This window comes from Paenibacillus sp. SEL3 (assembly GCF_054602585.1).
In genome coordinates, this window is record NZ_CM137725.1 from 2,867,116 (window position 1) to 2,890,323 (window position 23,208).

General features: G+C 47.8%; 22 protein-coding genes and 1 riboswitch. Of the genes, 6 read left to right on the forward strand and 16 right to left on the reverse strand.

The annotated features are described in order from the left end of the window. Nucleotides 1–198: 198 nt before the first annotated feature. The 8 genes from abc-f to ACYCS5_RS13340 form a co-directional block, all read right to left on the reverse strand. Nucleotides 199–2,277, reverse strand: coding sequence for a ribosomal protection-like ABC-F family protein (gene abc-f, locus ACYCS5_RS13305; protein ID WP_459761186.1), 2,079 nt, complete (start codon nt 2,275–2,277; stop codon nt 199–201). A gap of 103 nt (nt 2,278–2,380) precedes the next feature. Beyond that, a complete protein-coding gene (locus ACYCS5_RS13310) occupies nt 2,381–2,524 on the reverse strand; it encodes an RAxF-45 family protein (RefSeq protein WP_016822706.1) in 144 nt (47 codons plus the stop codon). Between the two features lie 80 nt (nt 2,525–2,604). Then, entirely contained in the window at nt 2,605–3,783 is a 1,179-nt protein-coding gene (locus tag ACYCS5_RS13315) for an MFS transporter (protein WP_459761187.1), read from the reverse strand. A gap of 69 nt (nt 3,784–3,852) precedes the next feature. Continuing rightward, a riboswitch (purine riboswitch) is annotated at nt 3,853–3,952 on the reverse strand. Between the two features lie 57 nt (nt 3,953–4,009). Then, a complete protein-coding gene (locus ACYCS5_RS13320; protein WP_459761188.1) occupies nt 4,010–4,969 on the reverse strand; it encodes an acetylxylan esterase in 960 nt (319 codons plus the stop codon). Nucleotides 4,970–4,988: 19 nt separating this feature from the next. Next, nucleotides 4,989–6,038 (reverse strand): glycoside hydrolase family 130 protein, encoded by a 1,050-nt coding sequence (locus ACYCS5_RS13325; protein ID WP_340957290.1) that lies wholly within the window; start codon nt 6,036–6,038, stop codon nt 4,989–4,991. Nucleotides 6,039–6,097: 59 nt separating this feature from the next. Next, nucleotides 6,098–6,931 carry a carbohydrate ABC transporter permease gene (locus ACYCS5_RS13330; protein ID WP_023990883.1) on the reverse strand — a complete coding sequence of 278 codons (834 nt, stop codon included), beginning with the start codon at nt 6,929–6,931 and terminating at the stop codon, nt 6,098–6,100. Between the two features lie 2 nt (nt 6,932–6,933). Further along, a complete protein-coding gene (locus ACYCS5_RS13335) occupies nt 6,934–7,818 on the reverse strand; it encodes a carbohydrate ABC transporter permease (protein WP_459761189.1) in 885 nt (294 codons plus the stop codon). A gap of 67 nt (nt 7,819–7,885) precedes the next feature. After that, the gene (locus tag ACYCS5_RS13340; protein ID WP_029518689.1) at nt 7,886–9,205 is read right to left on the reverse strand and encodes an ABC transporter substrate-binding protein; all 1,320 of its coding nucleotides are present in this window, start codon (nt 9,203–9,205) and stop codon (nt 7,886–7,888) included. A gap of 233 nt (nt 9,206–9,438) precedes the next feature. Between ACYCS5_RS13340 and ACYCS5_RS13345 the strand changes: the two genes are divergently transcribed. The 3 genes from ACYCS5_RS13345 (at nt 9,439) to ACYCS5_RS13355 (ending at nt 13,037) form a co-directional block, all read left to right on the forward strand. Then, nucleotides 9,439–10,614: an AGE family epimerase/isomerase gene (locus tag ACYCS5_RS13345; RefSeq protein ID WP_165145809.1), complete on the forward strand. Its 1,176-nt coding sequence runs from the start codon at nt 9,439–9,441 to the stop codon at nt 10,612–10,614. Continuing rightward, a complete protein-coding gene (locus ACYCS5_RS13350; RefSeq protein ID WP_165145806.1) occupies nt 10,611–11,810 on the forward strand; it encodes a glycoside hydrolase family 130 protein in 1,200 nt (399 codons plus the stop codon). Before ACYCS5_RS13345 ends, ACYCS5_RS13350 begins: the two co-directional genes overlap by 4 nt. A gap of 213 nt (nt 11,811–12,023) precedes the next feature. Further along, nucleotides 12,024–13,037: a substrate-binding domain-containing protein gene (locus tag ACYCS5_RS13355; RefSeq protein ID WP_459761190.1), complete on the forward strand. Its 1,014-nt coding sequence runs from the start codon at nt 12,024–12,026 to the stop codon at nt 13,035–13,037. 122 nt (nt 13,038–13,159) lie between these two features. Here ACYCS5_RS13355 and ACYCS5_RS13360 read toward each other — a convergent pair whose 3' ends face one another. Beyond that, nucleotides 13,160–13,372 carry a cold-shock protein gene (locus tag ACYCS5_RS13360; protein WP_025721956.1) on the reverse strand — a complete coding sequence of 71 codons (213 nt, stop codon included), beginning with the start codon at nt 13,370–13,372 and terminating at the stop codon, nt 13,160–13,162. 120 nt (nt 13,373–13,492) lie between these two features. Further along, nucleotides 13,493–14,008 (reverse strand): DUF2179 domain-containing protein, encoded by a 516-nt coding sequence (locus ACYCS5_RS13365; RefSeq protein ID WP_013312523.1) that lies wholly within the window; start codon nt 14,006–14,008, stop codon nt 13,493–13,495. A gap of 156 nt (nt 14,009–14,164) precedes the next feature. On the opposite strand from ACYCS5_RS13365, the gene ACYCS5_RS13370 reads away from it, so the two are divergent. After that, nucleotides 14,165–14,341 carry a CsbD family protein gene (locus tag ACYCS5_RS13370; protein ID WP_068939077.1) on the forward strand — a complete coding sequence of 59 codons (177 nt, stop codon included), beginning with the start codon at nt 14,165–14,167 and terminating at the stop codon, nt 14,339–14,341. 255 nt (nt 14,342–14,596) lie between these two features. Continuing rightward, nucleotides 14,597–15,640, forward strand: coding sequence for a stalk domain-containing protein (locus tag ACYCS5_RS13375; protein WP_340886754.1), 1,044 nt, complete (start codon nt 14,597–14,599; stop codon nt 15,638–15,640). A gap of 71 nt (nt 15,641–15,711) precedes the next feature. Here the strand turns inward: ACYCS5_RS13375 and ACYCS5_RS13380 are convergent, their stop codons facing one another. From ACYCS5_RS13380 to ACYCS5_RS13395, 4 genes are all read right to left on the reverse strand, one after another. Further along, complete coding sequence (locus tag ACYCS5_RS13380) at nt 15,712–16,515, reverse strand: copper amine oxidase N-terminal domain-containing protein (protein ID WP_459761191.1); 804 nt, start codon at nt 16,513–16,515, stop codon at nt 15,712–15,714. 191 nt (nt 16,516–16,706) lie between these two features. Continuing rightward, entirely contained in the window at nt 16,707–17,888 is a 1,182-nt protein-coding gene (locus ACYCS5_RS13385; RefSeq protein ID WP_013312527.1) for an NAD(P)/FAD-dependent oxidoreductase, read from the reverse strand. Between the two features lie 27 nt (nt 17,889–17,915). Beyond that, complete coding sequence (locus ACYCS5_RS13390) at nt 17,916–18,347, reverse strand: DUF1641 domain-containing protein (protein WP_029518696.1); 432 nt, start codon at nt 18,345–18,347, stop codon at nt 17,916–17,918. Nucleotides 18,348–18,891: 544 nt separating this feature from the next. Beyond that, entirely contained in the window at nt 18,892–19,719 is an 828-nt protein-coding gene (locus ACYCS5_RS13395) for an HNH endonuclease (protein WP_459761192.1), read from the reverse strand. A gap of 262 nt (nt 19,720–19,981) precedes the next feature. Here ACYCS5_RS13395 and ACYCS5_RS13400 point away from each other — a divergent pair, with 262 nt between their 5' ends. Beyond that, entirely contained in the window at nt 19,982–21,478 is a 1,497-nt protein-coding gene (locus ACYCS5_RS13400; protein ID WP_029518697.1) for an alpha-amylase, read from the forward strand. A gap of 64 nt (nt 21,479–21,542) precedes the next feature. Here ACYCS5_RS13400 and gpmA read toward each other — a convergent pair whose 3' ends face one another. Together gpmA and ACYCS5_RS13410 are read right to left on the reverse strand one after the other, a co-directional pair. Further along, the gene (gene gpmA / locus ACYCS5_RS13405) at nt 21,543–22,292 is read right to left on the reverse strand and encodes a 2,3-diphosphoglycerate-dependent phosphoglycerate mutase (RefSeq protein ID WP_029518698.1); all 750 of its coding nucleotides are present in this window, start codon (nt 22,290–22,292) and stop codon (nt 21,543–21,545) included. Nucleotides 22,293–22,428: 136 nt separating this feature from the next. Beyond that, nucleotides 22,429–23,169 carry a Bax inhibitor-1/YccA family protein gene (locus ACYCS5_RS13410; protein WP_023990900.1) on the reverse strand — a complete coding sequence of 247 codons (741 nt, stop codon included), beginning with the start codon at nt 23,167–23,169 and terminating at the stop codon, nt 22,429–22,431. Between the last annotated feature and the right edge of the window lie 39 nt (nt 23,170–23,208).

Genomic DNA, 23,208 nt, shown 5'->3' on the forward strand with positions numbered 1-23,208 from the left:
CAAAATGTAAATCTATTACTTTATATGTAAACATACATAACAAAAAATAATTAACACCAATTTATTTTAATGTATGGTTATTCCGTTCCCACGCTCTCATTAGTCTTTACCATATAAAAATAGCCCCTCAGCAGCGCTACCTCAGGGCTATCCCTTTATAAAATATACGTTGCCTATCTTCAGCAACCAGCCTGTCACCTACTCCAGCTCAACCCACTCGCCGAGCAACATGTCCAGCTCGGCTTGCAGCTGCTCACGCGCGTCCCACAGCTCCGCCATGTGGATCGTGTCGCCGCTTGTGCCGAGCATCTCCAGCTCGGCATCCGCCGCCGCCAATTCTGCTTCTTTGGCGGCGATGGTCCGCTCCAACCGCTCGCTGGATGCAGCGGGCGGGCGTGATGGCTTCGCGGCCTTCGCTTCGCGTGCCCCAGACCCGGCAGCGGACGCCCCCAAGCGACCTGCCGACTCGGTGCGAGCACGACCCTTATCGGCTCCCGAGGTCGCTCCCGTACGCGCAGCCGCCCCTGGGCCCCTGCTCGCTGCACCAGAATGCGCAGCCGTGCCCGAGCCGCCACCGGATGCGACTCTACTTGCAGATGCCAAGCGTACCCCGGCATCCCCCTCACTTAGCAAGCGGGCGTTTTCCAGCTCCCGCTTCTTCGCTCGGTACTCATCAAAGCTGCCTAGATAAAAGGTCAGCTTTCCATCCTCCAGCTCCCACACGCGCCCAGCCAGCTTATTCACAAAATAGCGGTCATGTGAAATCGCCAGCACCGTTCCCGTGTAGGTGTCCAACGCTTCCTCCAGCGCCTCGCGTGAGTCAATATCCAGGTGGTTCGTCGGCTCATCCAGCACCAACAAATTTGGCTTTTTCATGACCAGCAACGCCAGCCGCAAGCGGGACCATTCGCCACCGGACAGCATGCTCACGGGCTTAAACACATCGGCACCGCAAAATAAATACTTCGCTAGCAACCCGCGTGCCTCGCCTTCTTCCACCCCCGCTTCCTCCTTGAAGTAAGCAAGCACAGTCGCCCGGCTATTCCGTTCTCTCTCTTGCTGTGCCAAATATCCGTACTCTACGCGCGCACCCCACTGGACCGTGCCTGCATCTGCGCTTTCCTGACCAAGCAGCAGCTTGAGCAACGTCGTTTTGCCTGACCCGTTATCACCCAGCAAGGCCACCTTTTCGCCGAATTCCAGACTGCCCGTTGCCCCGTTTAATATCTGACGCTCTCCATAAGCTTTAACAATATCTTCAAACTGTAGCACTCGGCGACCGGAACGATCCTCCAGTTTTAAGTGAAATTCTGCCCCCTGCGGGTCCAGTACAGGCCGCTTCACCAGCTCCATACGCTCCAGTGCTTTACGAATGGATGCTGCTTTTTTGAAAAACTTTTCGTTATCACCGTTGCGACCCCACTCTTCAAAACGCCGAATGGCCTCTTTCATCTTTTTGATTCGCTTTTGCTGTTCCTTATAATCTTCAAATTGCAGTAGCAATCGTTCTTCCTTTTCCTTAACGTAGCCGCTGTAGTTCGTATAATACGTAAACGCCTCGCCATCCTCAAGCTCAATCATTTTAACGGCAACCCGATCCAGAAAATAACGATCATGAGATACAACCACACACGCGCCTGTGTAGCCCTGCAAAAATTGCTCCAGCCATTCCAGCCCTTTCAAATCCAGATGGTTGGTCGGCTCATCCAGCAGCAGCAAATCCGGTCGTCCGATGAGCTGTGATGCCAGCGCTATTTTTGTTTTCTCTCCGCCAGACAGCGAGCCGAAGCTGCGCGTATACATTCCTTTGGGAATACGCAGACCATCCGCTACCTGATCAATATTTGCATCCATTTCATAGCCGCCGTTGCGCTCAAACCGTTCCTGTAGGGAAGCATACGATTGCAGCAGCTTCTCCAGAAGACCCGTATCCGCTACCGCAATCGGATCTGACATTTCCCGTTCCAGTGTGCTCATCTGATTGCGGCAATCCTTCAGCTCACGATAGGCGTAAGCCAGCGTTTCGTACACGGTGAAGCTCTCAAACTCCGCCGGAATTTGCGGTAAATAGCCGATTTTCGTATCCTTGGCGATGACGAGCTGCCCTTCATCCGGGCGGGACAAGCGTGCGATTAGGCGTAATAGGGTGGTTTTACCGCTTCCGTTGCGGCCGATGAGTCCCACCTTTTCTCCCGTATGGATATCAAACGATGCACCATCCAAAATCAGATTGGCAGCGTGGTATTTTTTCAATTGTTGGCCGTTTACTATATACATGTTCAGGCTCTCCTTTTTTTAGGAAGACCCTTACCCGGGTAACACAAAAAGAGCCGCAGGAGCAACCCCGCGACTCTTCGGAAGATACAGCAATCCGTTCGAGTTAAGGTAGGCGTCTTCTCGCGATGTTTACAACCGTATGATTAAAATTGGACAGACTTCTCCCGTTGTATGGAAAAGCATGAACAATGCCAGCCATAGCAATCGGCAGCTGGCTAATACGGTTGTTCAGCATCTCGTGATTCACCTACCTCACCTCCTTCTTCATAATTGTGTGTAGTATAACATGTTTGCTCGTATTATAAAAGAGAGCGATAGTCCAGCGAACTATGAAACAGAGTGGTGTCCTCTGACAGTCTGGGATATCCCGGCTCTGGTAATCGAAAATACACCGCAGACAAAAGCAACAATTACAAATGCCCCACCCACCCAAGCGTTCGTGGCAACAGATTCACTATTCTCAATCACTACTCCTCCCAAGGCAGAACCGAGAGCGATCCCGACCTGAAGTGCGGAGAAATTAAAGCTTTGCTGAATACTACCCGATTCGGGTGCATTTTCAATAAGATAACTTTGCATCGGGGGCGACAAGGCCCAACTCAGTATGCCCCAGATGATCAATAGTGGCGCAAATACATACATCGAGTGGATTGAGAGTGGCAGCAGGAACATCACGGCGATAAACACGCCTACGACGACTAGAATACTTTTCGCTGTTCCGAACCGATCTGCCAAAGAACCGCCAATAAAACCACCGCTCACTGCCGCCAGCCCAAAGACAAAATAGGCCACACTCACCCACGAAGCGTTCAAGCCCATCATATTTTCTAAAAACGGAGTGAAGTACGCATATAACGTGTAATGGCCCGCCAGTGTCAGCGTGGTCACCAAATGAGCACTGATGACTTTAACATTTTTTAAGGATTTCAACTGATCGCGCATAGGCACAACATGTTCGGTCGGAATCCGCTCCATAAACAAGTTGATAACGATCATAGCAACGACCGTCAACAAGGCAATGATCAGGAAAAGCACCCGCCAGCCAAACGCATTTCCAATCAGCACCCCGGCTGGAATACCAAGTACGATGGAGGAGCTAACCCCCATGGAGATAACACCGAGGACGCGGGCCTGATAGGCCTTGGACACCACTTTGACTGCAATGGTCAGTGACAATGTCACGATCAGCGACCCGCTTGCAGCGGTAATGATACGGGATACAAACAAGACTGCATAATTCGGACTCCAGAAGGCCAGCAGACTTCCCAGAATAAAGATAAACATCGACCACAGGTACAATCGTTTTCGTTCAATTTTGGCGGTCAACGCCAACAAAGTTGGCCCAGCAATAGCGTACACGAGCGCATAGATCATGATAAGCTGTCCTGCCGTGCTTACGGAGACATTCAAATCCTGTGCAATTTGGGGCAGCACGCCACCGATAATCAGCTCCACCAACCCCACCGTAAAGGTCGCAATCATTAAAATAACTACTTTGAAGTTCATTACATTAGCTCCTTTGCTGTCATGTAAATTCCCTCGTATTACGCAAAAAAATCCTGACCACAAGAAATGTACAAGACGTACACTTTTTGTAATCAGGATTTATCGGTTCCTGGTAGAGACCCTCAAACCATATTATTGAGGTTATACAAATGGGGCATTCATTTATTACGCATTCACGAAGGTTATAGCTATTACTATAAAGGAGCCTGTAGCTAAGTTCAACCCCCTACAGCCGTAAAAATTCGCTCATGGCGCGATCTGACAGATAGGGTAGATACTCATGACCGTATTCGTGATACAGGAGTATTTCCTTGTCTGATACGATTTTATTGTACACCGCAAACTGCGTGGAGGGTGGACAAATGATATCCGACAGCCCCGTCACAAACAACACACGACCACGAATACGATCTGCCAAATGTTGAATATCGATGTAGCCTAGTCGGTGAAAGAGTTCTTCCTCGCGCATATGATTCGGATCAAACCAACGAAAATAATAAACCAGTTCTTCATATGCGGATGTAGTGGCATCCAGCGCCCAGGCTCTTTTATAGTCCGACAGGAACGGATATACCGGGACCGCCACACGGACACGCGGCTCCAATGCAGCGCAGGCAACCGTTAAGGCCCCTCCCTGGGAACAGCCAAATGCACCGATCCGTTCAGGGTCGACCTGCTCCATAGACATCAGAATGCGCACCGCCTGTACCGTATCCAAAAATACATTGCGGTAATACAACCGATCCGGGTCCGGGTCGTCAATCCCTCGGATGATATGGCCGCGCACCGTCGTTCCCTGAACCTGCAAATTGTCCTCGGACAGCCCTCCTTGCCCCCGGCAATCCATAGCCAGCACGGTGAATCCGTGTGCCGCGTAGCTTACCTTGTCGAACCAATCACCACTGTCGCAGGAATATCCATGAAACATGGCCAAAGCTGGACCTTGTTCCGTAAGATGCTTGGGACGAGCCAGCTTCCCATGAATCTTTGCTCCGCCCACTCCGGTAAAATATAGATGGTAACACTCCACCAGCGGAGAGACAAAATCAGCAGGCTCCAGTGTATATTTCAGTGGCTGCTGCTCCAGCTCCAGTAGCGCCCGTTCCCAGTATGCGTCAAAATCCGGTGGCTTTGGGCTGCTCCCCATGTACGACTGCAATTGCTGTAAAGACATATCCTCCGGCATTCACGTTCCCTCCTACATGCTACATCCGGCCCGACTCACGGTCGTCTCCGACCACTTCATCCGTTGCGATGACATACTTCATAATGTCGGATACTGTCGTGTATGCGATACCTACATACGTATCAGCGGCTCCATAATAAATTGCGATTCTTCCAGTGTCCGCATCATGCAGCGTAGCACACGGGAACACCACATTCGGCACAAAGCCCCGCTCCTCGTACCATTCCTCCGGGGTCAGCACGAAGTTGGAGGAACGATATTTAACCTTAGATGGATCATCCAGATCAAGAACGGCTACCCCCATGCTGTATACCAGCCCATTGCACGTGCCTGTCACCCCGTGGTAGAACATCAGCCAGCCCTCGGTCGTCTCAATCGGTGCCGGTCCGCCGCCAATTTTTACCGATTGCCACCAGCCCTGTCCGCCCTTACTCATGACATGACGGTGCTTGCCCCAATAGACCAAGTCAGGACTTTCACTCAGAAAAATGTCGCCAAACGGTGTATGTCCACTGTCACTCGGACGGGATAGCAACATAAAGTTTCCGTTTAGCTTGCGGGGCAACAGCACACCATTACGATTAAACGGCAAGAATGGATTTTCCAATCGTACAAAACTTTTAAAATCCTTTGTTTGGGCTATCCCCAACGCTGCACCGTAAAAATCTGTACACCAGATGATATAATACGTATCCTCCACGCGGACCAGACGCGGATCGTAAGCATAATTAGGTTGGTAATCGTTCCCTTCCTCATCAACCAAATGCAACCGTTCTGTCTCAATGTCCCAAGCCAACCCGTCGTCACTCCAGCCTAGATGCAAATGCGGACGTCCGTTAATTGTTTCAGCCCGGAATACCCCTACAAACCGTCCCTCATACGGAGCTACTGCACTGTTGAAAATACGGGCAATGCCCGGCACCGGATTCCGCCCAATGACCGGATTCTCAGTATGTCTCCATACCGGAGCCTCACTGCCCTCAGGCTTATCCTGCCACGGCATTTTCGGCAGACTCTCTCCCACGATTCGCACGCTATTTACTCCCAAATCCACATTCAATTTATTCATACGTATATTCTCCTCTCACCGAGATACTTGATCTCATCTTTTTTTATTTCGTCGTTATTCTATTTCACCGAACCCTGAGCGAATCCGTTATAGATATATTTTTGTAAGGATAAAAAGGCAATCAACGTCGGAATAATGGCAATGATAATGCCCGCGCTAATGACTTCCCATTGTGATCCATAGGGGCCTTTAAACTTGAACAGCGCCGTCGATATGACCTGAAGGCTTGTTTTGGGCATATACAGGAACGGGGTGTAAAAGTCGTTGTAAATATTAACGCCCTTGATAATGATCACCGTCACAATGGCAGGCTTCAGCAGGGGCAAAATAATGCGCCAGTAGATCGTCAGATAGGAGGCCCCATCCAGCATGGCCGATTCATCCAGCGCCACCGCAATGGAATCCAGAAATTGCAGAAAAATATACACCGCAATAATATCCGTTCCCAAATACAGCAAGATCGCCGCCCAAGGCGTGTTAAACAGCTCCAACTTGTTGATAATTTGAAATGTCGATACCTGTGTCGTTACCCCCGGAATGAGGGTTGCGAGCAGGAACGCACCCAGCATAAGACTTTTGCCCTTAAATTTAAAGCGGTTCAAAATGTACGCGATCATGGAACCCGTCAACGTGGCTCCGATGATCGAAATCAACAGGATAAAAGCTGTGTTCACAAATCCGGTCAGCATATTTCCGTTAATAAAGGCTTTGGTATAGTTAGCCCAATTCAGCCAGTTCACGGGGGGAGTCAGAGGACTGGTTGCCGCATATTCAGTCTTCGTCTTCAAAGATGCAAACAAAATTACGACAATCGGCAGCAGTGCAATGAACGCACCTAGTAGTAGCGCCGCATACTTGATGCTGCTAGCCAGTATTCTTTTCAGCTTATACATGATTAGTCCTCCTCTCCCCGAATTAGCAACCGTTGAAGCAGCGTAACAGCGATTACGATCAGCAGCAGAATAACCGCCATCGCCGAGGCCAAACCGACCTTGCTGTATTTGAATGCCACATCAAGCGTTTGAATGACGAATGTTTCGCTACCATTGGAGCCACCGGTCATAATATACGGAATATCGAATGCACTGACCGCACCGCTAATGGCCAAGATGAGGTTCAACTGCAAAATCCGCTTGATGCTCGGCAAAATAATTGAGTGGAACTGATGCCAGCGGTTGGCCCCATCGATATCGGCTGCTTCATACAGATCACTGGATATGGAAGAAATCGCACCTAGAAACACAATAAAGTTAAAGCCCATGTATCTCCAGATCGACGTGCCCGCCAGCGAAATATTGATAATCTCCGGGTTGCCCAGCCACAGCTTGACATACGAACCCAGCCCCACTGCCTGAAGCAGTGTATCGAGCGTGCCGTCTGGCTTAAAAAAGAATAGAAAAATAAAACCAATGGCCACCCCGTTCATCAGGGAAGGAAAAAACAAAACGCCTTTAAAGAAATTTTTAAACCAGGTCTGAAAGCTGAGAATGCTTGCAAAATAAAGGGCCAGACCCATCTGTACAAACGTGGCTACAAAGTAATACAGACTGACCTTAAACACCGAGAAATACTCGGGATCGGTAAAGATTTTGATATAGTTTTCAAAACCCACATATTCCAGACGCTTACTATAGCCGTTCCAGTCCGAAAAGCTGTACTTAAACATATTGATCACTGGCAAGTACGCAAAAGTGATCAGCAGCGCTAGCGGAATAAATGAAAAGGCAACAATAATCGCCAATCTTTGTTTGGAGTAGCTGAGATTCGAAAATTTTAACATGCTGCACCTCCTGGCTATCCGTCCATCGACTGCTACGTCGATCCTTTCTTTTCGTCAGTTCAGATGGCTATTTTGCTTCCTTAGCAGCCACTTCAGCACGCGCCTTCACCCATGCATCGTTCAGATCTTTCATAATGGCGTCATACGATTCCGGGCGGTTACCCACCGCTGCCTCAATAATGCGTTTCTTGAAATCAGGCTGCCACAAACCAATTTCGCCCATTTTGTCGATTTTATCAACAATTCCTTCCTGTCCTTTTGGAGATGGAGTAAGTGTTTCAAAAACGACCCCCTGATCTTCGTATTGCTTCAAAATGCTAGGCATTGGAGCACCCTTCAGCGGACTAATACTGCCTGCCTGCTCTACAGCATAGTTGGACTTTTCGGTAAACCAATCCACCCAGGCACGGGCCGCTGGTTTATTTTCACTGTTTACGTTAATACCGAGGTTAAAGTCACCAGCCAGCGGCACAAGTACCTTGGAGGCATTCGTCGGGAAAGGCATAAAACCGATATCATCCTTGTTAGGAGCTGTGCTTTTGATCTGGTCAATTGCCCAAGAGCCAAGCACCATCGTACCGATTTTGCCTTGAGCAAGATCTGCCTTGGAGGTCTCCCAATCCGTAGTCGTTGGATCTTTTTCAATCAGGCCTTTTTTAGCTGCATCGTATAGGACCTTATACAGTTCATAGTGAGGCTGGCCCTTTGTGAAATTGTCATCTGTATTCGGTTGTGTGACATTCACGTATTCCTTTGTACCCGCCAATGTTGCCAGACTAGACTCCCACTGGGTCAGTGCCCAACCAGAGGCATAGTTCGTAAACAGCGGCACTGCCTTGGTTTTGTCCTTAATCTGCTGTAACGCTGTCAGGAATTGGTCCGGTGTTTTGGGAAGCTGCGTGATTCCTGCGTCCTTGAACACCTTTTTGTTATAAATCACACCAGAGTAAACCATCGCAATCGGAATACCGTAGCTGTTATGATCCACCGTACGTTCTTCAATGCCGGTATACTTGTTTTTCATCTCCTCATAAGTACCCAGTGGTTCGAAAAAATTGGGCAGCTCTTCAACTGGAATACTGCCAGGGATCAGCAAAACATCCCCGTAATCCCTGGTCCCCATCCGAATTTTAATTTGACCATCATAATCGGCCAATGCCTGGAAATTGACCTTCACGTTCGGATAAAGCTTGTTAAATTCCTTGGCGTAGTCCTGAAATACCGTATCCACAATATCTGTCCGCTGTGTGATAACCGTAATTTCACCTTCCACGGCCTTTGGATCAGAGCTGGCAGCTGGCTCATCCTTCTTTGAGGTACAGCCAGTAAACAGCCCCGCTAACAAAACCACAGATAGTAATGACATCAAAACCTTGGACAACTTCATGAGACGACTCCTCCTGTTGTTTTTTAATAAGGTTATCGTTAAAGTAACAAAATCATTTTATTATGTTAGCGCTTACTATGTCAATTGCAATATTCTTTTTTGTGAAATGGAATGGGCCGCATCTTATGAAAAAACACCAATTTAGCATGGTTGACAGTTTACAAACAGCTAGATATGATAATTCTGTAAAGTTAACGATAACCTAATATTTTTCCCGAAGGAGGCTTTGTCTCTTGGCAACACTACTGGACGAAATTAGACAGGAATGGAAGGAACACATACTCCCATTCTGGCTTGGACTGAAGGATGAGACACACGGTGGGTTTTACGGCGAGGTGGATGTGGATCTGCACACTCATAACCAAGCCGACAAAGGCGGGATTGCCACTGCACGGTTACTCTGGTCCTTCTCGGCGGCTGCTCGTGTAACAGGGGAAGATACCTATGCAGAAGCCGCACGAGATGCATTCACATTCCTGCGAGATCACCTGCTTGATCCATTACATGGAGGAATGTATTGGATGGTGGACTACACCGGGCAACCCGTGGACACGTGCAAGCATGTATACGCGCAGGCATTCGCGATCTATGCGCTAGCAGAGTATGCACGTGCCACAGACGACCCGAATGCATTGCCACTAGCTATGGAGCTGTTCCACCTGCTGGAGCAAAAAGGATATGATCCCGCCCGGCAGGCATACGGCGAGCAATATGACCGCTTGTGGAACACGCAGCCTAATGAGCTGCTCAGCGAAAATGGAGTTACCGCGCATATCACCATGAATACGCATATTCATGTTTTGGAAGCGTATACCCAATTGCTGCGCGTCTGGCCAAATGAAGAGGTTCGAGATGCACTGACGAACGTACTGGATATTTTATATCGTCGCGTTTACGATGCTTCTGCCCGACGATTGGGGGTATTCTTCGATCGTGAATGGCGCTCTCTGCTTGACCTGACCTCATATGGTCACGACATCGAAGCCAGCTGGTTGATTGAGGACGCTATGAATGTGCTGGGTTATTACCCGTCAGAATACCTGGACATGGTGATGGATATTGCCAATGCGGTAGCAGAGCGTGCTGTTCAGCCAGACGGATCGCTCATCAACGAGCGAGAAGGAGAGCGGGTAGACACCTCACGTATTTGGTGGGTGCAGGCCGAGGGGATGGTTGGTTTTTACAATGCGTTTCAACGTACAAATGACGAACGATTTTTGCAAATTGTGCGTAATCTGTGGGCCTATACTCGGCAATATATCATAGATCCACGCCCCGGAGGCGAATGGTTCTGGTCAGTTCAAGCGGATGGTAAGCCTGATGCGAGAGAGATTGCTGGACCCTGGAAGTGCCCTTATCACAACAGCCGATTTTGCATAGAAATGCTAGAAAGGATGGAAAACCAATGATTCATAGCAAATACGATGAGCTGCTATTGCAGCAAGAGGAACTGATTACACGCCCTAATGAGGTTAAAACTACCTTTTACAATGGTATCTACGAGCGCTACCTCTATCCAGTGCTCACACGCCATCATGTTCCACTTCACTGGCGGTTCGATCTGGATGCGCAAACTAATCCCTTTTTCATGGAGCGGCTGGGTGTAAATGCGGCATTGAATCCAGGGGCGATCTATCATGAAGGAAAATACATTCTTGTTTCGCGTACCGAAGGACTGGATCGAAAATCATTTTTCGCTTTGGCAGAGAGCGATAACGGCATTGATCAATTTCGATTCATTGACGCCCCCCTAGTATGGGAGGATATCGACCCAGAAGAAACAAATATGTACGATATGCGGCTGGTGAAGCATGAGGACGGCTGGATTTACGGTATTTATTGCTCTGAAAAAAAGGATCCTGACGCGCCACCTCACGATACCTCCAGTGCTGTCGCTCAGGCCGGACTGGTCCGTACTCGTGATCTTCGTACATGGACCCGGCTTCCCAACATTACTACCCAGTCCCCACAGCAGCGCAACGTTGTTCTGCACCCTGAATTTGTGGACGGTCAATACGCCTTCTATACTCGTCCTCAGGACGGGTTTATTTCCACCGGCTCGGGCGGTGGCATTGCCTTCGGCCTGTGCAAAGATATTACACAGCCCGTGATTGAACACGAAACCGTCATTGATGAGCGCCGTTATCATACGGTGTACGAAGCCAAGAACGGGCAGGGTCCCGCCCCGATTAAGACCAGCCGCGGCTGGATTCATATCGCTCACGGGGTACGCAATACGGCCGCCGGGCTGCGGTATGTGCTGTATACCTTTGCCACCAGTCTGGAAGACCCTACGCGCGTCATTGCTAAGCCCGGCGGGCACTTTCTAGCTCCTTATGATGAGGAACGCGTGGGCGACGTTTCGAATGTTATTTTTTGCAACGGTGCAGTCGTTAACGAACAAGATGAAGTTTTTATCTACTACGCTTCCAGTGACACCCGTATCCACGTAGCGACGACCACCATCGCTCGACTGGAGGACTACACCTTCAATACACCATCCGACCCGCTGCGCTCTCTCAGCAGCGCCGCTGTTCGCCGTGATCTGATTCATTACAATGAAGCGCTATTGAAAGCGCACTCTCGTCCTTCTCAGCAGACATAAGCCGCAGGCTTTATCCTGCTTGCGGAACCATGTATACTATCCATAGAACAACTGTTACCCGCAGGCTAATTGTTGTTCTATGGGCAGCTACGCTGCCAGTCTTTGTATCTTTACAGGCAGCTAAGCTACTAATATATTCCCCCAGCATTTTGCATCCATTCTTTGGATTTAGGCAAGATGCTTATCTTTTTAAAATTGGAAGGCGGAACAGGAATGAAGAGCAACGTAACGATGCGGGATATTGCAGATAAGCTGGGAGTAAGCAGCGTGACCGTGTCGAAGGCGCTCAATGACAAGGATGGGGTTAGCGAGGAGCTAAAAGAGCGTATTAAGACGCTCGCGGGCGAAATGGGTTATCGTTTCAATACCGTTGCCAAGTCCATGAAGGAGGGCCTCACCTATAACATTGGTGTTGTCATTCCCGAACGTTTTACCGGCCCTGGCCAATCGTTTTATCTGCACATCTACCAGCAAATTTCACGGGCACTGGAGCCATACGGCTACTACGGCATTCTTCACATCCTCCATCGCGAAGACGAAGAACAGCTTAATCTGCCACGTATCTATTACGACCGTAAGGTGGACGGCTTCATTCTCCTAGGCCAAGTGAGCAAGCCATATATTGAGCTTGTACAAACCATGGAACTGCCCAAAATGTTCCTCGATTTTTATGATGAGCATGCCGATATCGACTCCGTGGTGACGGATAATTTTTACGGGGCCTACGAGCTGACCAACTATTTGATCGCCCAGGGACACCGGGATATTGCATATGTGGGCAACCTCTATTCCACCAGTAGTATTCAGGATCGTTTCCTCGGCTACTATAAATCCTTGCTGGAGCACAGGTTGCCTCTCCGTAACGAGTGGGTGCTCAGTGACCGGGACGACGAAGGCTCTTATGTTGAAATGGAGCTTCCTCAGCTGCTGCCGACTGCCTTTGTATGTAATTGCGATCAGGTCGCTCACAATCTGGTACACAAGCTCATTGCTCTGGGATACCGCGTACCTGAAGACTGCTCTGTGGTCGGCTTTGACAATGATGTATACGCCACTCTTATTGTTCCGCAACTGACCACAGTCGGAGTAGACATCGAGCAGATGGCACGTACCGCAATTGATTCGATGATGAAAAAAATAAGCCATCCCGGCAGTCGCTTTGGTCGGGTCCTGGTGCAGGGTCATATTGTATATCGTGACTCCGTGCAGCCCATCGAGAGGCCATGATCATCAAATATTCCACAACCAAAAGCCGCTCAGCATGTCGCTGGAGCGGCTTTTGACGTTAATAAGTATTGCAGTGTGATCATCGTACTCACTTTCCATTGTGGATCTTGCAGAATCCTAGATTAGGAGCGCTGGGCGACAAAGGAATTGCCCGCCCGATTGAGAATCGGTAGCATCCGCATTTCCTGCCCCATCGAGGCTTGGCAAAATGGACAAGCTGGCTCGTTCAAAAAGGTGAAATCCGTTCGCATCCAGCCGTTGCAACCCTCATTTGTACACGACCAAATAGCCGTATTTTCCTCTGGAATGATTTCCGGGGCTTGGCGTCTGTACATCTATATCCCCCCTCGGTTTTTTATAGGGTAATATCCCCTGTCGGCTTACTGTTAATTCCAACCTGTGCGGGTATTAATATGCTCCAAGCTCCGAAAAATATGCGCATTTTACCAAAATGTTTATTTACGGATAGCCTTGGTCCAGAAGCCGCCATGAAATTGCTTCGGCTCTACCGTAATGACAAAAGCCTTAGGGTCCAGCTCCAGAATGGACTGATACAGCCTATTCTGGTTTTTCCGTTTAGCCAAAATTTCCATCACCAGGCGCTCTCCATCACGCCCACTGCCCAGCCAGGCTGTAACGCCGTATCCTTTGTCCCGCAGCGCATTGGCAATTCCTCCATTAATCTCATTGCTGATCACCTTAACAGTGACATAACCAAGCGCTATTTTTTCCTCAATCCATGCTCCAATCAGAATACCCAATGCATAGCCAATGGCGTATACCGCTAGACTTGCCACTTGATCCAGATACTTAAGCACAACATTCAAGCCCAATACATAGACCGTAACTTCTACGGTGCTAATGAGCGCAGCAATGTACTTCTGTCCTTTCAGCGTCAGAATCATGCGCAGTGTATACGCCGATACGTAAATAATTTGAATAACGAGAATAAATAATAAAATTTTGAGCATGCGCTCACTCCCCACTTCACGTTCTGATTTAACCCGTATCCAACATTATACCCCCGTCTGTGATATACAGCCTCTGGTTTCGTATTACCCTTGCTCGGGTAATGACTAACTACAGCATGCTGAATGAAAGTTCGATCACATAAGGAGGGCTTCAACATGAAGGATAACGGAATTAGCGATAAAATCAAAGGTAATGTGAACAAAGCCAAAGGTGAAATCAAGGACCAAATCGGAAACGCTACCGATAATAAATCCCTTCAAGCCGAAGGTAAACTGGATAAGGCCAAAGGCCATCTTCAGGAAACAGCAGGCAAACTGAAGGACGGCAAATAATCCTGAATGGATAACTTCGGTGCACTGTTTTACCTACAAGTCTCGCTGTCTTGTGCAGCGGGCTTGTTTTGTGTTGTTCGGATACTTTTGGAAAAACTTTTGCGCAAACAGGGCAACTTTTATGGTTGCTGTTGCGTCTAACCAATATAAGCACAACCCATAATGACTCTCCAAGCTGTTGGATTTTGTAGGCATTAATGTTACTCTAGTCTATGAACCAGGCTATAATTCTTAAATAAAGGGGTAGACCAACGAATGAAATCACTGAAATCTATCAAAAAACCTGTCATCATCACTGCCGTATCCGCCTTGGCCATATCCGGGGCTCTTTTCAGCCAATCCACATATGCCGCACAAGTGACTAAGCCGATCCAAGCAGTATATAACAATATCAAAATTATCTACAACGGAACCGAGGTTCCTGCTGATGCTAAAACAGAACCATTTCTACTGGATGGCGTGACGTATATCCCGCTGAAACTGGCAGGTACAGCTTTGGATAAAAAAGTAACATGGGATGGAACAAACAAACGCGTAGTCATTGCTGATAACGGCGTTCCGATTGATCAATCTACAGTTACGGCGCTGAACAACCAGATTACGACGCTGACTCAAGAGCTCAACACAGCAAAAGCAGCAAACACGACGAAGGACGCTACCATTGCTCAATTACAAAAAGACAATCAAACGCTGAAAGATGAAGCGAGCAAAAACAGCTCTAGCTCCTTGAAGGATCTTCAAAAGAAGCTGAACGATGATCACAGGGACGACTATAAAACCAACTCGGATATCACGCTGGATGGCAACAAAAAGGATATTACGGTGACCATCGAAATGACAAAATCCAGATGGACTGACCTATCCGACAGCAGAAAAGAGGACTACCTGGAGGACATCGTGGATGATATTTTGAAAGAGTATAAAGATGCCGAGGTAGAGGGTACGGTTAAGAACTCCAGTAATAGAGATAAATTAGCAACCTTTACAACCAATAGCAGAGGCAATGTTACTCTGAGGGATGTAGCTTCATCCTTCGACGCAAACACGATCCAACGTGATTTGTTCAACAGATATAGCAGCTACGCCGGAGTTGGCTTTGATTTCAGTGTAAGAGGCGACAGCAGTAAAGCTGACGTGGATGTGTTTGTAGGTTTGGATGACTGGAATAAACTCTCAGGTTTGCAAAGAAGTAACCTGACAGATGGCATCATTAGTTTCCTTAAAGACAGAGAGTCCATTGACAGAATCAATGGAACTATACGCAACAAGGACAACCGCAACCTAATTACTAACTTTTAATTATAAAAAAAGCGACAAAGGCCCTTAAGCCTTTGTCGCTTTTTTGTGATGTACAAGCAACATACATTCCACTACTCAATCAATCTGCCTACAGAAGTAATATATTTTATATAGTCTTTATCCGCATCGATTGTATCGATATTTCTTGTATAAACCAAATTACCAGGAGTGGTGATTTTCACTTTGTAAAACATACTGGGTCTAGAATAAGGATTTACACTATAGGTCCCTTTGCTATAAACAATCATGGGATTAAAGTCGATTTGCTTGAAGTCGGGTGATAAGCTGCTCTCGTACGTAGCATAAATATCCAATACGCCTTTTTTTCGATCCCAGTCAAAGGAAATAAGATCAAACGCATTCGCGTCAATGACTTGGGCCAAGTCTTGTCCCTTAAACCTCATAAGAACTGGACTTTCCGTAAAGCTATCATGTCTTAGCTTCAATAAGCCACGTTGGGGATCCCACTCCATCTTCGCATCTGTATCCTTCAACAAAATGGATACCGGTAAAAACATTGCATTACTCAGCATGATAGGGACTGTATCCATTGTCACCGGTTCGCCGTTAACCGATATTTCGGGTGATCCAATCGTAGCCGTTACATTACGCCCCAACAGATCAACAGAAGCGGTTTTGTTCGCTGCATTATAAGTTACTTTACCGCCCAGTATATCCTCAGCTACTTGGAGCGGTATAAGCAGTCTCCCCTTCTTATCCACAAAAGGTGATGCAGGGTAGGTGTATAAAACGTAATGATCATTGACCTTCAGGTGTATGGGCGTTTGTCCTTGAGCTTGAGCAGATACCAAATCCATGTTTGTAGCACCAAAACTTAATACAATCATAAGGCTGATTAATAACCTGATTTTCATAATGCCCTCCTCGTATTGTTCGTTACTAGTGTACTGCCACAGAAATATCAGATCAACCATAATTTTCAACATATATCCAAAAATACACATGACATTTTACATATACTGGTTTATAATGGATTAAACTGCAAAACAAAAAGAGAGCACAGAATTGCACTCTCTTTGAATAAAGCATATAAAAGTAAGAAATATTAATAGGCCAATGCAAAAAGTCCTTTGATGTGGGACAAGTAACGGATGTTACTGCCTTCCTTCATCAAAGTGGCTACAGCGCCTTTCAGTTGGGTGCCATTCGCGCCTACAGTGCCGATCGCGTCTGTTCTGCCCAAGCTGCCCAGTGTACCGGAGAATACTGGTGTAAAGCTTTCCATTTTCGCCCCGTTGAAATAAGCGAAGATGTTGTAACCAACTAATTCGCCCATTTGCCAAGCCAACTGTGCCGTTGGAGGGTATGGACGCTCGCCTTCAGCCGGGAACACCACTGCGCTGTCGCCAGCGAGGAAGATGTCTTCGTGAGAAGTCGATTGCAGTGCACTATTCACAGTTGCGCGACCACGGTTTACTTCGATACCAGATGCGCCAACCAGTGCATTACCTTGTACGCCGCCTGTCCAGATCAGTGTGTTCGTTTTGATCGAACGTCCGTCTTTCAGGAGAACTTCATCTGCTTTCATTTCTGTAATCGGAACACCCGCTACGATTTGAACGCCACGTTTTTCAAGGCTTGTTACGGCACGATCAACCAGTGGTTGAGGGAAGCCTGCCAAAATAGATGGTCCAGCTTCTACGCAATACAAGTTGATATCTTCGTAGTTGATACCTTTTTCGCGACAAATTGCAGGCAATTTGTCAGCATATTCGCCCACCAGCTCAACGCCAGTCAGACCGCCACCACCGATAACGATTGTAGCATCTGCTTGGTTACCGGATTGCTTGTAAGCATCCAGACGAGCTTCCACATGTGCGCGAATGCGATTGGCTTCTGCCACGGATTTCAGCGTGAAGCTATGCTCTTGCAGTCCTGGAATACCGAAGTAAGCCGTTTCACTGCCGAGGGAAATAACGAGAGCGTCATAGCTCAATGTAGCACCACTTGCCAGGGTTACTTTTTTATCGTCCGGTTTGATTTCCGAAACCGTATCCACTTTTAGGATAATATCTTTGTTACGCAGCAGTTTTTCCAAAGGAAGCGCCACAGCTTTTTCGGCAATTGTACCTGCCGCTAAACGGTGCAGTTCCGTAATAATTTGGTGCGACGCAAAGCGGTTAACCACTGTAATGGTTGCTTGACTAGCGTCCATATGCTGGCGTGCTGTAAGAGCGGCCAGCAATCCGCCGTATCCGCCGCCCAAGATCAAAATTTGCTTCGACATGTCCATCCTCCGTTCTCGATCAGGTAATTATTTGCTTTCGCGTTGGCGCTCATTCAGAATATCCAGGAAAGCCTGGCTGAAACGCAGCGTTTTTTGTACATTCGGATCTTTAAGCATTTTGAGCAGGCCGAACAGACCTACACTGCCATCCGTAGTTTGTACACGGTCATTTGCTTCAATCGCAGCAGAAGCCAATCCTTTAGCCGATTCTGTTACAGGCTTCACAAACTCTCCCATGGAGTTTTTCATATCTCCGATAAAGACAGGGTCAGTTGCCAGACTGCGAGCTACATCATAAGCGTCGGTCATCAAAGTAACCATCTCAGTCAACTTTGGCAGATTCTCTACCAGTACGGTCAGCGATTGCTGAACCTCCGGTTTCATCAATTGGTCCAGTACATCCCGAGACTCTTTGGTAGCTTCTTGTGTTACTGCCACCTCTTGTTGGTTTTCAGACATGCGTGAACGTCCTCCTTTACTGTGAAAATAGAAGTCCATCCTCTCTCGTAACCTGTATCCATAAACTCTAGCAATAAAACGTTCATTGAATTCACGCCCTTAAACATACAAGAAGCACAGCTTAAACCGGCCTATACCCTAAAGGGCAAGACTGATTTATCGCAGATGCCAATTGTATATTGCTCAGACGTTATTCTGTTGTTACTGCTGCGGAATATCTCACGAAGCGTTCCTTCGTGACTACAACAGGCCGAAACGGAACCCTATACCTCTATATTACACCTTTCACAACACAATCGTCGAAGAAATTTTAAATTTGCACAAATTTCTGCAAATTTTTTATTGTTATTTTAGATAAAAATTAGAATAAGCTCGATTTTTGTCCAAGTTTCCCTTGAAAAAGGGTCATTTTAGACTAGAGGAGAGTAATAGAGAGCGTACGTTTCAGTTCGATAATATGAAAATAACCCAAAATATATTCATACAGAGGCCCGATCATCACCACTTGTGGGTCGGGCGAACAAGCTGCATTGGCAGAATCGCCCTACCTACGTAGGGTGTCTTCAGAAGCATCAGGAATATCAGGTGGTTCGAAATCATCAGGAGACGGCTGTGGCACACCAGACTCAATGAACTCCTCTACATCGCGGGCAGCCTTAACTTGATTGCATTCATTGCAAGCACATACACAATTGACGGGCGTCGTGTGACCCCCTTTTGCCCGAGGCAGTAAATGATCAATCGTGTCACCGTAGCCTCCGCAAAAGAAACAAGTATAGCGGTCACGCTTAAGCACATATTGGCGAAATTCCTTGTTGCTATACAGTCTGCGCACGGTGTAAGGATTAACAATCACCGCCATACGCTCTCTGACCAGGGTCATGGCCAGATCAAGCTCAATCTCTTGATGCCAGCGTCTCCCCTGATCGGTTTTACCTCTTAGCCGAATCATGCCATTGCGATTGAGCCGCAACGCCCGAGTATCCGCAGGCTTCAGCCTGCTAAGCAGATGCCGAACCCGTTGCCGATGGCGCTCACGTGCTTTATCCGTGACCGGCTTCCTGCGGGGGCGCTGTGTCTCCATAGGTAGTGACGCCTCCAGGCTGTGCACAGCCGTATTTGCTTCAAGGCTATGCTGCGTCACGGGAGCAGCCGAGAGGTTCGCTTCCTCGCCGGAAGGAGCGGACGTGGCCGCACGTTCTTGCGGGGCTAACCCCCGGCAGGAACGGCAAGGACCACGCCGGGAATAAGGACCCGCCCGGCGACCCGTTCTGCGCTGAAAGTCCGTTAGAGGCTTCATCTTCTGACAATACGTACATTTTTTTATCAGCGGTTTGCTCGTTTCATCCTTGTTCTGCTGCGGTTCTGTCACGTCCACCCCTCCTTTCTTCTATTGCCTGCGCTCCACGGTTTGCCCAAAACCCGAACTATTGTTAAGTTAGATTCATTTTACCGTTTTCACGTTCCCTTTTCTAGCTATTGAGCCATTATGAACACTCAGGTATAACAAATTTTAATGATTTAGCATACGTTATACAGCGATCCTTGTTCTTCATTCAGCATCATATTGACCGTCTGACGTTTAGCCCCCCTCACTTGGTGGGTAACTTGTTATATATAAAGGAGGGACGCACATGAAAAGGAACCATACGATGATGCAATTTTTCGAGTGGAATGTCGAAGCTGACGGTTCTCACTGGAAGAAGCTTGCCCGCCTGGCACCGGAACTGAAGGCCAAAGGAATTGACGCGATATGGATTCCACCTGTCACCAAAGGCCAGTCGCCCGAGGATACGGGATACGGCGTCTATGACCTTTACGATCTGGGCGAGTTTGACCAAAAAGGCGCGGTGCGCACCAAATACGGAACCAGGGAAGACCTGCTGGAAGCTGTTGCTGCTTGCGTTCGTCACGGTGTGGCCGTCTATGTCGATCTGGTCATGAACCATAAAGCTGGTGCGGATGAAACCGAAGTATTCAAGGTCGTCGAGGTCAACCCGGATAACCGCAATGAGGTCATTTCCGAGCCCTTTGATATCGAAGGCTGGACTAAATTTACATTCCCCGGCCGACAAGGGAAGTATTCCACATTTCAATGGAACTTTGAACATTTTAACGGAACCGATTACGATGCGAGCCAGGACCGGACAGGAATCTATCGTATTTTAGGTAAAAATAAAAGCTGGAGCGAAAATGTAGATGATGAATTCGGCAATTATGATTATTTAATGTTCGCCAATATTGACTATAATCATCAGGATGTGCGCAAAGAGATGATCCGCTGGGGCAAATGGCTGGTGGACACTCTGCAATGCAACGGATTCCGTCTGGATGCAATCAAGCATATTAATCATGAATTTGTACGAGAGTTTGCTACAGAAATGATTAAAAAACGCGGGCAGGATTTTTATATGGTAGGCGAGTTTTGGAAACCGGATCTGGAATCATGTCAAAAGTTCCTGGATACCATTGATTATAAAATCGACCTGTTTGACGTATCCCTCCACTACAAACTACATAGCGCTTCCTTGGGTGGCAAGGATTTCGATCTAAGCACCATTTTCGAGGATACGCTGGTTCATACCCATCCCCTGAACTCGGTTACTTTTGTCGATAATCATGATTCCCAGCCGCACGAAGCGCTCGAATCCTGGGTGGAGGACTGGTTTAAGCCCAGCGCCTATGCACTTATCTTGCTGCGCAAGGACGGTTATCCCTGCGTGTTCTACGGCGATTACTACGGTATTCAGGGGCAAACGCCCGTGAAAGGCAAGCAAGCTGAGCTAGACCCGCTACTATATGCCCGGTACCATAAAGCTTATGGTGAGCAAAAAGATTATTTCGATGATCCCCATACGATTGGATGGGTTCGTCAAGGCGTGCCTGAGCTGGAAGGCTCCGGATGTGCTGTGGTGATCACCAACGCAAATGACGGGGAAAAGCGCATGTTCGTAGGTAAACAACGTGCAGGGGAAGAATGGATAGATTTGACCGGGCATCACGATCATATCGTAAAGATCGGGCAGGATGGCTACGGCATATTTCCCGTTCGTGCCGGCAGTGTGTCGGTGTGGGCACTTCCCGCAGAGGAAGACAGCCAGGAATCAGAAGAAGAAGAAGCGAACGCTTAATCTATACCCAACACAAAGAGGACAGGATGCGAGGAGGCGCCCTGTCCTCTTTGTGTACATAAAATCACTCCGTTACCTTGCTTTGGTTGGCCACAGCCTGCTTCTTAGCCTCTACATGACTCGGATCACCGAGATAAAAGCGCCGAATGGGATCTATATGCTCATCCAGCTCGTACACCAGGGGAATGCCTGTCGGAATATTCAAATCCAGCAATGCGGTTTCGTCCAGATTCTCCATATACTTAATTAAGGCCCGCAAAGTGTTACCATGTGCAGAAATGATAACTCGATCCTTTTTGAGAATCAAAGGTACAATCCGCTGCTTCCAAAACTCGCCGACCCGATGCACTGTGTCCTCCAGACTTTCCCCAAGCGGCAGCTCTTCTGGCTTAATATTGCGATAACGCTCTTCCCGATGCGGACTCCGCTCGTCTTTCTCATCCAGCATGGGGGGCCGCACTGTCAGGCTACGCCGCCAGATATGAACCTGCTCCTCGCCGTATTCAACGGCAGAATCCAGCTTGCTAAGCCCCTGAAGAGCACCGTAATGGCGTTCATTCAGCTTCCATGACTTCTGCACAGGTATCCACAGATGATCCAGCTCATCCAAGATGTGATACAGTGTGCGGATAGATCGTTTTAGCACAGAGGCAAATGCCAAATCAAACGTATATCCAGCCTCCTTGAGAATACGTCCCGCCTCAATGGCCTCATGAGTCCCCTGTTCAGTCAGGTCCACGTCCGTCCAGCCCGTAAATAGGTTTTGTCGGTTATACACGCTTTCTCCATGCCTAACCAGCACCACTTGATACATACACTCACTCCTCTCCTGTCAGTCTTAATGTTTTACCCAACTTCTATGTATTTAACGTAAAATGCAATTTTTAAACCGTCTATTTAAAATACAAAAAAGGACGGCATTCAGCCATCCCTTTCTTTTCACCCTGCACTTAGTCCCTCTTACTGAACTTGGCCAACAGGTCCAAAATCCGTACATACAGCCATACTAGAGTCACCAGCAATGCAAAAGCACCATACCACTCCATATATTTGGGTGCGCCTTGATCTGCTTGCTCTTCAATAAAATTAAAATCAACCAGCAGATTCAATGCCGCAATAATCACGATAAATAAACTGATGCCGATGCCCAGCCAACCCGTTTCATGGATATACGGAACATTCATACCGAAAAAATTCAAAATAAAATCAACCAGTGTCACCAGAAAAATCGCCATCGTACACAGGACCACGAATGAAATAAAGCCGCGTGTCACCTTGATGATTCGCTGTGTATACATAAAGAGCATCAAGAACAAAATACCCACGGTCAGCAAAATGGCATTAGCCACAATCCCAGGGTACTCATACTCCATAAAAGCTGAAACGCCACCCAAAGCAAAACCACTCAGAATCGCATATACAGGAGAGAGTAACGGAGCCGTCTTGGGAAAAAAGGATATCGCAAGTGCTACGCCTGCCATACCAATAAATCCTGCCGTCAGCAAAGATAGCACCTCTACAGTTCCTTCATAGGTCATGTACCAGGTAATACTGCCAGAGACGATGAGTAGAACCAGCAGAAGCAACGTTTTGTTCACCGTTCCTCCAATGGTCATGCGTTGTTCACTAGCTTCTCTTTCATCTTCGCGCAAAAAGATGTCATCACGTAAAACCGGATTGCTAAAGCTCATACAGGGTACTCCTTTTCGATGTTGTTGTTTGCTATGCTA